Annotated in this window: 13 protein-coding genes; 4 read left to right on the top strand and 9 right to left on the bottom strand. The window is 49.4% G+C overall.

What is annotated here, in order from left to right; genetic code table 11:
- Window positions 1-106: 106 nt before the first annotated feature.
- The 8 genes from L3K52_13940 to rpsF all read right to left on the bottom strand — a co-directional run bounded on the left by L3K52_13940 (window position 107) and on the right by rpsF (window position 9,602).
- The gene (locus L3K52_13940) at window positions 107-802 is read right to left on the bottom strand and encodes a response regulator (GenBank protein UOG94010.1); all 696 of its coding nucleotides are present in this window, start codon (window positions 800-802) and stop codon (window positions 107-109) included.
- Between the two features lie 20 nt (window positions 803-822).
- Window positions 823-2,259: an ATP-binding protein gene (locus tag L3K52_13935; protein ID UOG91290.1), complete on the bottom strand. Its 1,437-nt coding sequence runs from the start codon at window positions 2,257-2,259 to the stop codon at window positions 823-825.
- A gap of 100 nt (window positions 2,260-2,359) precedes the next feature.
- Window positions 2,360-3,046 (bottom strand): hypothetical protein, encoded by a 687-nt coding sequence (locus L3K52_13930; protein ID UOG91289.1) that lies wholly within the window; start codon window positions 3,044-3,046, stop codon window positions 2,360-2,362.
- Between the two features lie 91 nt (window positions 3,047-3,137).
- Window positions 3,138-4,211 (bottom strand): alanine racemase, encoded by a 1,074-nt coding sequence (gene alr, locus L3K52_13925; GenBank protein ID UOG91288.1) that lies wholly within the window; start codon window positions 4,209-4,211, stop codon window positions 3,138-3,140.
- 26 nt (window positions 4,212-4,237) lie between these two features.
- Complete coding sequence (dnaB, locus tag L3K52_13920) at window positions 4,238-8,365, bottom strand: replicative DNA helicase (GenBank protein ID UOG91287.1); 4,128 nt, start codon at window positions 8,363-8,365, stop codon at window positions 4,238-4,240.
- A 133-nt stretch (window positions 8,366-8,498) separates the two neighbouring features.
- Complete coding sequence (rplI, locus tag L3K52_13915; protein ID UOG91286.1) at window positions 8,499-8,945, bottom strand: 50S ribosomal protein L9; 447 nt, start codon at window positions 8,943-8,945, stop codon at window positions 8,499-8,501.
- Window positions 8,946-8,957: 12 nt separating this feature from the next.
- On the bottom strand, window positions 8,958-9,185 hold the full coding sequence (rpsR, locus tag L3K52_13910) for a 30S ribosomal protein S18 (protein ID UOG91285.1): 228 nt from the start codon (window positions 9,183-9,185) through the stop codon (window positions 8,958-8,960).
- 24 nt (window positions 9,186-9,209) lie between these two features.
- Entirely contained in the window at window positions 9,210-9,602 is a 393-nt protein-coding gene (gene rpsF / locus L3K52_13905) for a 30S ribosomal protein S6 (GenBank protein ID UOG91284.1), read from the bottom strand.
- A gap of 251 nt (window positions 9,603-9,853) precedes the next feature.
- On the opposite strand from rpsF, the gene L3K52_13900 reads away from it, so the two are divergent.
- From L3K52_13900 to L3K52_13885, 4 genes are all read left to right on the top strand, one after another.
- The gene (locus L3K52_13900; GenBank protein UOG91283.1) at window positions 9,854-10,705 is read left to right on the top strand and encodes a serine/threonine protein kinase; all 852 of its coding nucleotides are present in this window, start codon (window positions 9,854-9,856) and stop codon (window positions 10,703-10,705) included.
- Window positions 10,706-10,772: 67 nt separating this feature from the next.
- A complete protein-coding gene (gene xrtH / locus L3K52_13895; protein ID UOG91282.1) occupies window positions 10,773-11,285 on the top strand; it encodes an exosortase H in 513 nt (170 codons plus the stop codon).
- Window positions 11,282-11,893: a hypothetical protein gene (locus L3K52_13890; GenBank protein ID UOG91281.1), complete on the top strand. Its 612-nt coding sequence runs from the start codon at window positions 11,282-11,284 to the stop codon at window positions 11,891-11,893. Before xrtH ends, L3K52_13890 begins: the two co-directional genes overlap by 4 nt.
- 469 nt (window positions 11,894-12,362) lie before the next feature.
- Window positions 12,363-13,997, top strand: a complete 1,635-nt coding sequence (locus L3K52_13885) for a hypothetical protein (protein ID UOG91280.1) — start codon at window positions 12,363-12,365, stop codon at window positions 13,995-13,997.
- Between the two features lie 65 nt (window positions 13,998-14,062).
- Here the strand turns inward: L3K52_13885 and L3K52_13880 are convergent, their stop codons facing one another.
- On the bottom strand, window positions 14,063-15,058 hold the full coding sequence (locus L3K52_13880) for a hypothetical protein (protein UOG91279.1): 996 nt from the start codon (window positions 15,056-15,058) through the stop codon (window positions 14,063-14,065).
- Window positions 15,059-15,114: the final 56 nt, after the last annotated feature.

The following is a 15,114-nucleotide window of genomic DNA, read 5'->3' as shown; positions in this document are numbered from 1 at the left end:
GTTATGTCCCTTTTGTGTGACTTGGTTGATGAGGAACATAGTACGGGTGAATTGCGCATCAAATTTGCTGCAATTGTGCAAACAATGCGGAAGTCACACGGCGAGATCACACCTCGAACTTGTAGCCCACCGAGTAGACCGAGTGGATGAGTTCGTGATCCGGCAATATTTCTGACAGTTTTTTACGTAACTTTTTGATATGGCTGTCAATCGTGCGATCAGACACAATGCGATTATCGGTGTACACCTTATTCATTAGTTGATCACGCCCGAAGATTCTGCCCGGTTGTTGTTGCAAGGTTGCCAGCAATTCAAATTCCACCAACGTTAGGGTGATTTCCTGTTGCCCAGCCATGACCAATAAACGGTCGCGATCCAATGCCAGCAAAGCCGTCTTAGGGCTGGAATGGATAGCCATGCTAGGGGTATCGCTGGGCATAATCTGCCAGCGTCGTAGCACCGCTTTGACCCGTGCCACCACTTCACGCGGGCTAAACGGCTTGCAAATATAGTCATCGGCACCGAGTTCTAAGCCCAATAAGCGGTCAATTTCCTCGACCCGCGCCGTTAGCATAATGATCGGCAGCAGCGAAAACTGGCGAATTTCCTTACACACTTCCAAGCCATCTTTGCCGGGTAGCATGAGATCCAACAAAATGAGGCTGGGCGGCGTTTGGCGTACCCAATCCCCCACTCCCACCCCACTATTAAGCCAATGGGTGCGATAATTGGCGTTTTGCAGGTATTTTTGCAGCAAATCGGCAATTTTGGGTTCATCTTCGACAATCAGAATCTGTTCCATCGGTTCCATGCCTTTATCCATTAGCGATGCAGCGGTAAGTGAACACGAATTTGCAGCCCACCCAGTGTTGCATGAGCGGCGCTAATCGTGCCACCGTGCGCTTCAACGATATTACGGCAAATGCTCAAGCCCAAACCAGCGCCGCCCGTCGCACGGTTGCGCGAACTTTCCACACGGAATAAACGTTCAAACAATTGGGGCAGCGCTTCGTTTGGCACACCCGGCGCAGAATCTTCAAACAAAATATCCATCCATTCTGCCTGCAACTGGCTGCTGATGTGTAATTGCCCCGGCTTATCGGTATAGCGCAGGCTATTTTCCAACAAATTTTTGAACAATTGTTGCAAACGTTGCGGATCGCCTTGCACCAGTACGGCTTGCTGCGCCAAACCTTGGGTTTGCACCTGTAGCCCCTGTTCTTGCAAAACGGTATGGTGCAAAGTCAGGGTTTCACGCAATAACGCAACAATATCAAGCGTTTCCTTGTGATAACTGAGCGCCCCGCTGTCTGACATCGAAAGGTCATAAAGGTCACTGACCAAGCGCTGTAAATGGCTCACTTCCTGATGCAACGAAGCCAGGGTAGCGGTATCCGGCTGATTAATGCCATCTTGCAGCGCTTCAATTTCGCCGCGCAAAATCGCCAGCGGGGTACGCAATTCATGCGCAATATCGGCAATCCACTGCTTGCGCGAGGTCTCATTTTGCTGCAAACGTTCCGCTAATTGGTTGAAATCGCGGGTCAGCAAGCCCAGCTCATCACGCCCTTGCGGTGTCATGCGCAAACTGTAATTGCCGTCAGTGAGTTGGCGCGTCCCCTTACGCAAAGCTTGAATCGGCTTGCCCAAATGCCGCGCCAATAAAAACGATAGCAGCCCCGCCATGGGCAGTGCGAGTAGCAACACCACCAGCCACACCGTGCGTTGCAAACGCTCCGCAAAGTCCACGTCCACTTTTTCGGTCAGACTTTGGCGGCGGTGCATTCCCAAATAGCCAATGGTTTTACCCGCTGACTTTAGCTCCAGCAAATTGTCTGGCATACCCAAGCGGCTGCTGCCTTTCACCACGGCGCGTTTGGCATCCAATAACACAATGCGCCCGACAAAGCGCTCCATGCGTTGCGCAATGTGCACCCGTGGCGGAGGCATTCTGCCTGATTCATGGTCACGTTCACGCAGGAGAGGGGGGGGCGGTTCAGCACCAAACTTGTCGCCATTCACCGGAAAAAAGCTGCTGCGTACCGCTGATAGGAGGATGGATGTCCAGAGTTGGGGATTTTGTTCAAGTTCTTCCCAACTGCCACGGGCTTCGTAGACGTCCACTAAACGGCTTTCCAATTGCGTTAGCGAACGATTTTCCTGTTCATTGAGATAATCCAGAAAGCTGCGATTGAGCCGGTATTGCAAAATGCCACCCAACCCGCCCGCAATCAGCAGGCAGGCAAGGAAGATAGCCATAAACAGTTTGGTGCGAATACTTAATATCATGATGCAAATAGAGACAACGGCAACTCAAGAATAGTTGCAAGTCTAGCACCATACGTATCAGCGCTGGTTATTATTGGTATTTAATTTCCAGCCAAATATGGCCTTTGCTGCCCGATTTTTTAACTTGCACCACTTCAATTTCACGACCGGGGGCTACGTTGCCAAGCGACTTGCTTAACTTGCCGCCTTCGCTACGCTTGCCGGGGGGATTTTCACGCACAGTAGCGCCCCACGTTAATGCATACTTAGCGCCACTGACGGGCAATTCCGCGCCAATTTTCAAACCTTGCTCCGACCACTTGCCATTAGCAAATTGTCCGGCATAAATCCAACCCGTAGCAGCGGGTGGCTCAATTATTTTTTCTGATACTTCAACGGGAGCAGCAGGGGTATTTTCTGGCATTTCCGGGGGTGTTTCCGTGAGTGCGGCTAACGCTGGAACCGTGACAGCCGTTGTCTCTGGTTCCGCTTGATCAGCAGCAATGGCAACAGTTGGACTGCTTGCAGGAATAGCGGGGGTGAGTTCAGGTTCAGGCTCTAAAGCCGCTGCAATTGCTTGCGGCTCTGGAACCTTGTCTACGCGTGGCGCTTCAATGGTTTGGGTAACGGTATTACTGGCGTTGCTGGCAACAATGCTTTGCGAAAACAGAAAAGCCATGCCCGCCATCAACAACGTAGTACCAATCACCAAGCCGATCAATTCACGTTTCATTTGTTCGCGGCGACCATTTTTCACCGCGTATACTGCTGTTGCCATTCCAAGCCCATCCATGATTTGATTAATCTGTACAAAAAATAGGATAGCAAATTCTTATTTAATTATCAGCAACAAAAAAATATTTATTCCATCAAAGATATTCATGCTTGCAAAGATTGCCTGCGTTACACAAAATCTCATAACTGATCGTCCCAGCGGCTTGCGCAACCCGGTCGACAGACAGGTGTTTGCCCCACAATTCCACCTGATCACCCACCCGCGCTTCAATGGCGGTGAGGTCGATTACGATCATATCCATCGACACGCGCCCTAGCAGACGGGTTTGCTTGCCATTGATCCAAACTGGCGTACCCGTTGGCGCATGGCGTGGGTAGCCGTCGGCATAACCAATCGCCACTACACCAGTACGGGTGTCTTCTGGGCATACCCAACTTGCCCCGTAGCCAATGCTTTCGCCTTGCGGAATGGTGTGAATCGAAATCAGCGGTGCAACCAAGCTCATCACCGGCTGCAACCCGTCACGCTTAGCATCGCCATTCACAAACGGGGAAGAGCCATACAACATAATGCCGGGGCGTACCCAATTCACATGGGTTTGCGGCCAGCCTAGAATACTGGCGGAATTGCCAATGCTACGCGGTGCCTGCAATCCAGCGGTGTATTTGGCAAAGCGTTCCAGTTGTTGCGGAGTTTTGTCGCTATCCAAGTCGTCGGCACACGCCATGTGTGTCATCAACCACGGGTTGGGCTTGACGTTCGGGTGCTTCTGCAAGCGCTCAAATAAGTGCGGCGCTTGCTCTACTGGAAAGCCCAGACGGTGCATTCCGGTATCCAGTTTCAGCGCGACATCCACTTTGACCGAGGCGGGCGCATTATCGAGCAATTCCAGTTGGGAAAGATCGTGCAGCACCACGCGAAAACGGTGTTCGGCGGCAGTTTTCATGCCTTGCAAATGATTGAAACCTTGCAACACCAAAATCGGGTGGATAAAGCGGGCTTGGCGCAATTCGGTCGCTTCCGACAAACATGAGACCGCGAAACCGTTAGCATTGCTGAGGGTTTCGGCAGCTTTGAGCATATTGTGTCCGTAAGCATTGGCCTTAATCACCGCCATTGCCAAACTATTCGGCGCGACTTCGCGGCAGCGTGCAAGGTTATGCCGCAGTGCAGCAGTATCAATAATGGCGCGTGCAGATCGTTTCATGCAGGCAGTGTAGCGGTTTGTAACAATTATTCAAATCCTGGGGTATAAATGTCAGGGGTATAATTCTCAAAACGGGTGTATTTACCGAGGAAGGTTAAACGCAGACTGCCAATCGGCCCATTACGCTGCTTGGCAATGATGATTTCTGCTGTGCCTTTGTCGGGGGATTCGGGGTTGTAGACTTCATCGCGATAGATAAAGATGATTAAGTCAGCATCTTGTTCAATCGCGCCCGAATTGTGGCTCACAATCCCATCCGCCAACCAACAGGCATTACCCGGAACAGTTAAATCAAAGACTTCAGCTTCACCCGCTGGTTCAACTGCGACCACTCTATCCCAAAATAAACCGTCACTCACCAATGTGCGCAAGGCATCATCATTCAAAATCTCAGCATAACTACTCAAAGTATCGCGTGACGGGGCAAAGTTAAAATGCGCATTGCCACCATAAGCCGTGCCACGCAAACTTGCCATGCGGCGATGCGTAATCCCTTGTTGCTGCATCTGCGCACGAACATAGTCAAACACGCTTTCTGGCAAGGTATCCACATTGGTATTATCAACGGTACTGTTCAGCAAGCACATGAGTTCGTCGCTATTATCCGCACGTGACCCAAATGCCCCAATCTCACGCATAAAGAGGCGTTGCTGGGTTACACCAGAAACATCGGCAGTAAACCAACCCTCTATACTTTCCGCAGTAGTGATATGTTTGATACGTGCCACAATCCCGAAACGTAGCAACAAAGCCGCAACATCCCGAATCAGCAGTTCACTGGCAGTGGCAAAATAAATGCGGCATTTAGTTTTCCCCACATGAATACTGCCATCGGTCGCCCACAAATGACGCAGAAATAGTGCCAATTGCGCATTAGGTAATTGAAACACACCCGCTGGCAAATATTTTTCACGCGAACGTTGCCCGAATATACCCAAGTCTTTTAGCCACTTGCCTACCCCTTGCGGATGCCAACGGTTGCCATTTCCGCTAATCACAAGCTGATGCCAATTACCTTTGCCGGGATAACGAGTCACGGTAGAACCCAGTGCTTCGGCAGCTTGTGTGACGGCTTGGCTGTTTGCTTCACAGGCGGTGGTATAGCGTAAGGGTTGGTGTTTAATGTAGCTACCATCACCCACCAAATGCGCCAGTAAAATAATTTCATGCTCAGGCCATGGCTGCGGCTGTGCTGGTTCTGGTAAATGATGTGCCAATGCAATACGGTCGCCGGGTTGCAATTCTCCAGCATATTGCCAATCCCACAAGGCGCGTAAACGGTGCTCTTTGGAACAACAAATCGTTCGCCCACTGGCAAAGCTAACACGCACGGTTTCTTTCTTACCAACTGACCACACTAAATCCGTAACGGCAGTTTCCAATTGTCCAGCAGCATTCACCGACACAACGCTAGGCGTTTGCCCAACCAAATCACGGATAGGTACGCGCCGCCCATCTGCCAACATAACTAAGGTATCGCCGGTAACGCATTCACGTAAATCCGACATCACTGGGCGCTTATTGGGGCGTTGTTCCAAGCTGCGATTAAGCTGTGACAGGGCAATCACGGGAACCGCGAGTTCTTTTGCCAACGACTTCAAACCGCGTGAGATTTCGGAAATTTCCGCAGTGCGGTTGTCGGTGCTCGTGCCAGTTTGCATCAATTGCAAGTAGTCCAACACAATCAAGCCGAGTTGCCCGTGTTCACGCATTAAGCGGCGGGCGCGGGCGCGAACTTCGGTCGGGGAAAGCGCAGGGCTGTCGTCGATGAACATGGGAACATCGGCAAAAATTTTCACCGCCGTGGCAATGCGCGGCCAATCTTCATCGGTGAGTTTGCCCGTCCGAATGCGGTGTTGATCTACCCGTCCCATCGAAGACAGCAAACGCAAAGTGAGCTGTTCGGCGGGCATCTCCATGCTGAATACAGCGGTCGGGAGTTTTTTGTGCGCAGCGGCATATTCGGCGATATTCATCGAAAAAGTAGTGTTATGCACCAACACATCATCAGCAACAAAATTGTGCGTATCCGGTACGCTCAAATCATAGACTTGCTGTTCACCCAAATAATCAATGGATTCAATTTCATCCCAATAAAGATCACTGTGCGCAAGCGTAGCAAGTGTCTCGGACGATAATGCGGCTGCCATTTCTGCCAATAACTCACGACCTATGCCGCGCTTACCCACATGGAAATTATGTCCGGGTTTACGCCCCATGCGATGAGCTAACTCTGCCCAAGTCAAATCGCTTTTGCAGTCTGCAACAATTGCCCATGTTTCACTTGGTAACGTATCTAAAATGACTTTGGGTGTTTTTTCTTGGCTGACCGTCAAGGCTTTTTGCACGGCTTCTTCTTTACCGTACACGCCAATTTCTTCTAAAAATTGGCGAACGTGTTGCTGATGTGTAATACGCAATTCATAGGCGGCACGATATTCACCCTGATACCGTATTTGCCGATGGCGTAATTTCGCAAGAATGCCAAAACGTACCAATAAATGCTGCATATCCCGCGCTAATGCATAGCTAACCGTGCTATAGGAAATACCCGCTTGAACACCGTTTTGGACGTAAACACTGCCATCACACGCAAACGCCCGATTCAAAAAAACCGCCATCAGCGCACGCGGCAATTCATATACAGGCGCCGGTATACGCTTTTCATAAGCATTTTTGCCCATCAAACCCAACGTTTGTAACCATTCCGTCACCGGATTTGGCGCAGAACGGGTAGTGGCAGCACTGCCATGTGGCATCAATGCAGAGGGTTCTAGCTGAAGTTGCCGACACAAAATACCGAACATATCCCCAGCAGGAACTGCTTTACCTACTGACCAATAATGTACCGTTGCCACGGCAACGCCTAATTGTCGCGCCAATGCATTCAAACTTAAGGAAAGTTCTTGCAAGCGGTGTTTAAAACGCGCAGCAAAATCTTGCCTTGCTTCGTGCTGAAATACGGTATCGGTTGCGACACGGATACTGGGGGTGCGTTGCCCCTTGCTGTCTTCCAAGCGCCATTGCACACCCGGAAAATCGTCGAGTGCGGCAATAAAATCTTGGCGAATTCGAGGGTTAATATTGGTGAATTGCGGGCAACTTTGCGTCAAGCCACCATCAGTTAAAAAATAAGCAATGAGTTTGGTGCGCTGTTCTGACAGCGTGCCTTTGCCAAAAAACGGTAAAATACGTGGCACAGCAATGCGTTTACCGACCTGAATATCCGCTAATGGCTTCCAACCTTCAATCGTGAGAAAAGGATGCGTCAGCGTGGTGGTGATTTCACGCCCAAGCGCCGTGCGTACCCGGAAAACGGGTTTGATACCATCATCAACATATTGCGACGGTTGCGCGACTTGCAAACGCATCTGTGCGTTTAGCGTAGCCAACGAACCTTGTTGTCGGGCAATCAAATCGTCAATAACTTCCAAACGCCCCGTGAGCGGATTCAATACGCGGCTGCCAGTAACAATGCATTTTCCCATGGATGGTCTCCCAGCCACGATGATCAAATCTCCTTTCTGCAAGCCTGAGGTCATTTCATCCAATTGGCTGTAGCCGGTGGAAACGCCGGTAATATTGGTGTCGAGTTTGCTTAATTCTTCGATGTGCGCCAAAGTAACTTTAAGTAGACTTTTCAGCGGTTTGAATACTTGGCCTTGCCGTGTGCCTTGCTCTGCGATCTTGAAAACCTTTTGTTCGGCTTCATCCAGCAATTCTTTGCTGGGGCGACCTTGGGCAGTGAAGGCGGAATCGGCAATGCCGGTCCCCACGCTAATCAATTGGCGCAGCACCGACTTTTCACGCACGATGTCAGCATACGCACGGATATTGGCAGCGCTGGGTGTGTCTTTCGCCATCGTCGCCAAATAAGCAAAGCCACCGGCATTTTCCAGTTCATTACGCTGCTTGAGCCATTCCGACACCGTGACCAAATCCAGCGGTTTGCTGTCTTCGACCAAATCGGCGATAGCGCGGAAAATCAGGCGATGGTCTTGCCTATAGAAATCGCTTTCGATTATTTTATCCGCAATGGTATCCCACGCGGTACTGTCGTTAGCTAAGCCACTCAACAACAAGCCGCCCAGAACAGATTGTTCGGCTTCGATGGAGTGGGGGGGGATTTTGAGGGATTCGTATGAGTCTGCCATGGGTGCAGTTTAACGAAAATTAGCGGTAAACGTTAGGGATAGAACAGTGGGAAAACTGTGGATAAATAAAAATACCCCGCCACACGATCAAGCATGGCGGGGCATTTTTCACAAGATATTGTTAAATCAGAAATTATTCTGCTTCAACGACAACCTTGATGGTGGTATCGACTTCGGCGTGCAAATGTACGCCGATTTCAAATTCACCCAAATGGCGGATAGCGCCATCCGGCATACGGATTTCACGGCGTTCGATTTCGATACCAGCAGCTTGAATCGCTTCCGCGATTTCAATATTGGATACCGAACCGAACAATTTGCCTTCGTTACCCGCTTTGCCTTTGATGGTCAACACCATCTCAGCCAGTTGGTCACGACGCGCTTGTGCGGCTGCCAGAATCGCTTCGGCTTCGGCTTCTAATTCAGCGCGACGGACTTCAAAAGCAGCTAAATTGGCTTTAGTTGCCATTTGCGCCTTGCCTTGTGGAACAAGGAAGTTGCGGGCATAACCAGGGCGCACTGACACAACATTGCCGAGCGTGCCAAGGTTTTCCACTTTTTTCAAAAGAATAACTTGCATCGTACTCACCTTTTACTTGTGCTGATCAGTGTATGCCAGCAACGCGAGGAAACGCGCCCGCTTGATAGCGGTTGCCAGTTGACGCTGATAAATCGCTTTAGTACCTGTAATGCGGCTGGGTACGATTTTGCCGGTTTCGGTGATAAAGCTCTTCAGGATTTCGAGATCTTTGTAATCAATCTCGGTGATCTTTTCAGCCGTGAAACGGCAGTATTTTTTGCGGCGGAATTGACGTGACATATATTAGCTCCAGATCAACCGTAATTATTCGTCATCGGATGATGAGTAATCATCATCTGACACAGGCTCTTCACGCATACGTCTAGCAGGCTTGCCTTCCGCGTCTTTTCTCAACGGGGATGGCTCAGTGACAGCCTTATCCATGCGCATGGTGACATTACGGATAACCGCGTCGTTGAAGCGGAAAATGCTTTCCAGTTCAGCCAGTGTTTCCGCGCCGCATTCGATATTCATCAGCACATAGTGTGCTTTATGCAGCTTATTGATCGGGTAAGCCAATTGGCGACGGCCCCAATCTTCCAAACGGTGGATTGCGCCACCGCTTTCTTGCACCATACTACGGTAGCGTTCTACCATCGCAGGTACTTGTTCACTCTGATCCGGGTGGACCAGAAAGACAATTTCATAATGTCTCATGACAGTTTCCTTTCGGGTTAAAAGCCTCCCATGAATGGTGAGGCAAGGATCTTGGGCAGATGCCCATAGAAAAGCGCGGAATTATGGGTGACTCCGCCCCGTTTGTCAATTCCGATTGCACCCGATTTCCTTGTTGATACTAGGTGAGACGACATACCCGTCGCCAATGTCCTACACTATTTACAGCGGTCGATTACCACACCAACATTTTATGAATGAGGGCTAATGAACAAGTACACAGGAACAGCGGCGTGAAACACCCTTTATTGGCGCAGTATCCGCTGGCATTACCGGGCTATCAGCAAATCGAGACGTTGCATGAAAGCGACAATGCCATCATTCTGTTGGCGCGAAAGACCGACGGCGCAGCGGTGGTGATTAAACGTTTCAAATTTGATGCCAGTCACTTGGCACAAGATTTAATTGACGAATTCATTTTGGAAAGCAAAGCCTTGGCACTGCTTGCGCACCCTGGGCTGGTGCAGCCGCTGGATGCGGGCATCAGCTCTGGCACCTTGTACATGATTATGGAATATGTGCCCGGCACTACTTTGCGGCGGCACTTAGCGGCATCGGGCAACCCCTCATCAGCGCAAGCGTTGCAATGGTTTGAAGAAATTGCGCTTGCGCTGGGCGTGATTCACGGCATCGGGCTGCTGCATCAAGACCTTAAAACCTCCAATATTATTGTGCGCCACGACCAATCATTGGCCTTGCTGGATTTTGGTTTAGAAACCCGTTTGTTGGTCGCCAGTGGCTTTTTGCGTGAAGATGAAATTTACTGTACGCCCTACTATATTAGCCCCGAGCGCATTATTGGCGACCCACCGGATGAACGTACCGATTTGTACGCCTTGGGGGTGATACTTTATGAATTGCTAGTGGGTCGCAAGCCCTACGAATCGACCACATTAGCGGAACTATTGAAAAAACATGCACTTGCCCCCATACCATCCTTACCGGATAACTTGTCTGCTTACCAACCGTTAATTAACGGCTTATTGGCGAAGTTCCCTGAAAACAGGCTACAGTCAGTCGAAACAGCCGTACAACTTTTGCATGAAATATCGCAACGGCGTAACACGGGAAGTTCTTTAACGTGAAGCGCTACCCATCCGCTCTAACATCAGCTAAAATGATAGCGTTATAAAAAATACAAGAAAGTGAGCTATGGTACGTTTCCTTCTGTTGTTTCTATTGGTGCAAGGCGTTTTGTTTGGGGTAGAAATGCTTCAACCCGTGCAAACCGCTGTTATCCTGCCGTGGACGAGCGTGTTAGCTGACGTGAGCGGTTGGTTAATGACCGCGTTCGACCCCAATGTAGCTACCGCCGGTAAAGTCGTGCGCAGCACGGTGAATGGCTTTGCGGTATCGATTGAGCCGGGGTGCAATGGGGTTGAGGCGATGATTGTATTGCTGGCAGCAATTATGGCATTCCCTGCCCCCTTCTTGTACAAACTGACGGGGTTATTGTGGGGCTTCATTGCCATTCAAGGCATGAATCTGTTGCGAATCATTAGTTTATTTTACCTTGGACAATGGAGTCAGGCACTGTTTGATTGGGCGCATCTGTACATTTGGCAAGCCCTGATTATGCTGGATGCCCTTATCGTCTTTTTGGTGTGGATTCGTTATTTGCCGGGGCAGCAGCGCCAAACACAATCAGCCGAGGCAGTGGCATGACACACAAGCCCCTGCACCGCTTTATGTTGGGCGTACTGATTTTTTTTCCACTCACGTTTTTCCTGTGGTATGCCAGTGCCACCTACCACCTTGCCCCTATCACGTTGATAACCGGCAAACTCGTGAGCATCGTTGTGCCTGAAGCGCTCATGTGGCTACGTTTAGACGGGCACATGCTGGTGTTAGCCTCTAACTTTGGACACGATAGCACTGGGATGATCGTCTCGCCCCCCGTCGGTGATGACGTCTTGGGGTTCCAGCTTAACCCGCTGATTTACAGCTACAGTTTGCCGCTGTTGATGGCATTAATACTCGCCACCCCAAGCCCGCACAAATGGTCGAATTTATTGTGGGGTATCCTTTTGATCCTACCCACTGAAATCTTCAGCATGACATTCAGCGTATTGAAAACACTGACTTTTGACGTTGGGGCAGCATTTCAAACACAACAGAGCATTTCACCCACTGAAGCGGATTTTATTGCGCTGGGCTACCAAGTCGGAACCTTGCTACTGCCGATGATTGCACCATTAATTATTTGGGTTGCACTCAATCGGGACTTTTTGCTTCAGCTTGCACCACAATGGGAACAAGCCTTCGCCCGTTAACCACGCCATTTGTCGGAAAAAATCACAAATATTGGATTTATAAGGGAATACCCCAGTGTTCCCGACCACTCACGCGCTTGAGGATCGTTATAAAATAGCGTTTACTCCGCAACCGATGAACACTCACTAACAAAACGGATGATAACCATGGAACGCTCACTTAAAAACTTATACGTCGCCATCACAATTATGGCACTGATGATATTGTTGAATGTCATTCTCACAGTGAACGGTTTATCGCCATTCGCACTGTAATTAGATTCTTCACATCGTGAAATCATTTCACTTTATCGGCTTATGAATGCTTCTTCATGAGGCTATGTAGTTTAATGTTATTGTATCCATTGGCTCATAAATAAAAACAATAGTTCAAATTAATGCAAACCTATGGATTTAGACTAGAATAACTGAACTTATAACCCCAACGAAAAAGGATTGACTTATGGGAGGCGATCCTGGAGAAGATTATATGGCTACTGTATTACCCAATTATCCGCACACCACAACCGGCAAATTATCAACAGGTCTGGCTGGTATCGTGGGATTGCTTGGTATGACACTGTTTTCGCCGAGTGCATTCGCTGTTTCCTGTGATTTCAGAAATGGTGACGTATTCAAGGAAATTTGTGGTTACATCGCAGCGGGTGATGTGCAAATCGGCGGGCAACTAAAGCTGCATGTCGCAAGCACAACGTCTGATTTCAGCGTACACATGCGGCGGGCGGGCAACCAAAATTCCAGCTTACAAAGTGTTAGCTTAAGTGGGGCAGGCAATCACAATCCCGCGCCTAATAGCTATAACGGCCTCAACTGGGGGTCTGCTTTCTCAGTGAACATCCCCGCTAACTGGACTAGCGGCATTTACGAGGTTAGCCTCAATAATGGCAAAGGCGATTACTCCGAATTCGTGGCGATCAAATCAGCGCAGCCGGGTAGTCATTCTAAAGTTTTAATTCTCGACAGCTTACCCACGAAAGTTGCTTACTCACCCATTGGCGGTAAGTCAATGTACGGCTTTAACTCAACGAATGGTGCATCACCTGAAGTTTCCACCGAACGCCCAACAGGTCGTGGCCAGTGGGCAGAGCACCGTGAATTTGTCAGTTGGCTCGATCAGCAAGGCATTGCTTACGAAGCTGCTTCCATGATGGATTTGCACCGTGACCCTTCATTATTAGGCCATTACAACTTGGTTATGCTAGTCGGGCATAATGAGTACTGGTCTAAAGAAATGCGAGATAATTGGGATAACTACCTCGCGGCGGGCGGCAATGGTGCTATTTTTAGCGGCAATACCATGTGGTGGCAAGTACGTTTCAGTGCCGATAATAAGCACATGATTTGTTACAAAAATGCCAACAATGATCCGTTGAAAAGTGATAATAGTCGCGTTACCACCAACTGGTTCACCTCTCCAGTTAATAGACCCGAAAATCTTTCCACCGGAGTTAGTTTCCGACACGGTGGCTACGCGAACTACACCGAAGGCGGAATTAATCATTATCTTAACGAAGGCTTCACTGTGACCGACGCCTCGCATTGGGCATTTGAGGGTACTGGGTTAAGCAATCAAGGTATCTTTGGTCATAAAACGGTTGGTTATGAAGTCGATGGCGCATTGTTCAAAATGGTGAATGGTAAACCTGTCGTCACGGGCGAAGACGGCACACCCACCAACTTCCAAGTTTTAGCGACGACTCCAGCATATGCAATCAACTCACCCTTTCTAACCCCTGGTATTCTACCCAATAATCACGGCAATCAAGGCTGGGGAACCCTTGGGGTATTTAAGCCCACCACAACAAGTGGCACGGTTTTTGTAGCGCCAACCATATCGTGGGGAACAGGTTTAAGTGACCCGCAAGTAGCGCAAATTACCCGCAACGTCATTGAACGCTTGAAATACCGCACCCAAGAAACACCCAGCCCAAGCGGCAATACCAATTCAGGCGCAACCACCAATACCAGTACATCAACCAACAATACGTCGAGCGAACCTCAGATAGCCGCATCAACCAACGCTGGTGGTGGCGGTAGCCTGCCACTAAGCGCAGTCTTGTTAGGTTTACTGGCAATCTTCGGCTTAAAAGCACGCAAGCCATAACAGAAAAAACCGCAATTGCTCACTCTTCAGCAGTTGCGGTTTACCCACTTTCAGCAGTCGGAATCTTATTCGTCTTGATTCGATTGTGGCGGCTGGGCGTGGGAATCTTTGTCTTTTTTCCACGACTCCAAACTGATCACTTTGTCTGGTGTATCACTGCGCTTACCTGCCACGTGCGCGTGACCCAACAACACCGAAGGATTTCCCGCTAGGAATTCGCGCATCAAGCGTAACTTTAAGCTGTTAGGAAATTTGCTTTGGCTCTGATCATTTTCCAACGCCTCAGCTTCTTCCTCGGTTAGGGAATTAACCAGCTTTTCCCAACGTTCATTCAACGCTTGTTCGATGCTGGCGCTGTCCGCTTCCAATTTCGCCAACACATCCGCCGGTAATGAATTCAAATATTCATCAATATTGCCCAGAATCTTACCAAAGCGCATTTCCAATAAAGCGCGAAGCACTTCATCCGTCCACTGCTCTTCCGCATATTTCGCAAAGCTATCGGTTTCACTGATCAATAGGCCATCGGCACTTACCGAACCTTGCTCTTCGCCGTAACGCCGCCACAAAATATGCAATTGCGGTAAAAATTGTTCCAAGCGCAAATATTCATCCGTCGATTTGGGCTGAAATGTTACCGGCCTGAATTGCGGGTAAAGCTGGCAAAACTGATACAGCGCACTCACGTATTGAAACGGGTCAAAAGTCAGCGTGATGACGTTTTCATCAAAATCTTCCAGCGGCTCGTCGTCCTCATCGTCTGCCAATTCAATATCAAGGAACGGCTCATAATGCTCATACACAACATCCCAGAGGATTTTATCATCACGATGCCGCACGAAAATGGCGGACTCCACCTGAAATTCCGGTAAATCGGGGGTGGTATTCACGATCCAATAATCACCCGTTGCTTGAGCGCTGCGCACCAGCGCACGGAAATCCAATAATCCAAACGGAATTTCCATTATCCGATCCGGGTGGCTATACCCTTCGAGAACCACCAGTTGCACCGACGGCGAACCGCCTTCGAGCGTAACCACAAACGATAGACTTTCTTCCATAATTCCAACTTAATCTGCTTATCAAGCTATATTACCACGAACGCCCACTATTCCCA

Source organism: Candidatus Thiothrix sulfatifontis (assembly GCA_022828425.1).
GTDB classification, from domain to species: Bacteria; Pseudomonadota; Gammaproteobacteria; order Thiotrichales; family Thiotrichaceae; genus Thiothrix; species Thiothrix sulfatifontis.
The sequence above is the reverse complement of the archived record's forward strand: the minus strand, read 5'-3'. Positions and strand labels throughout refer to the sequence as shown.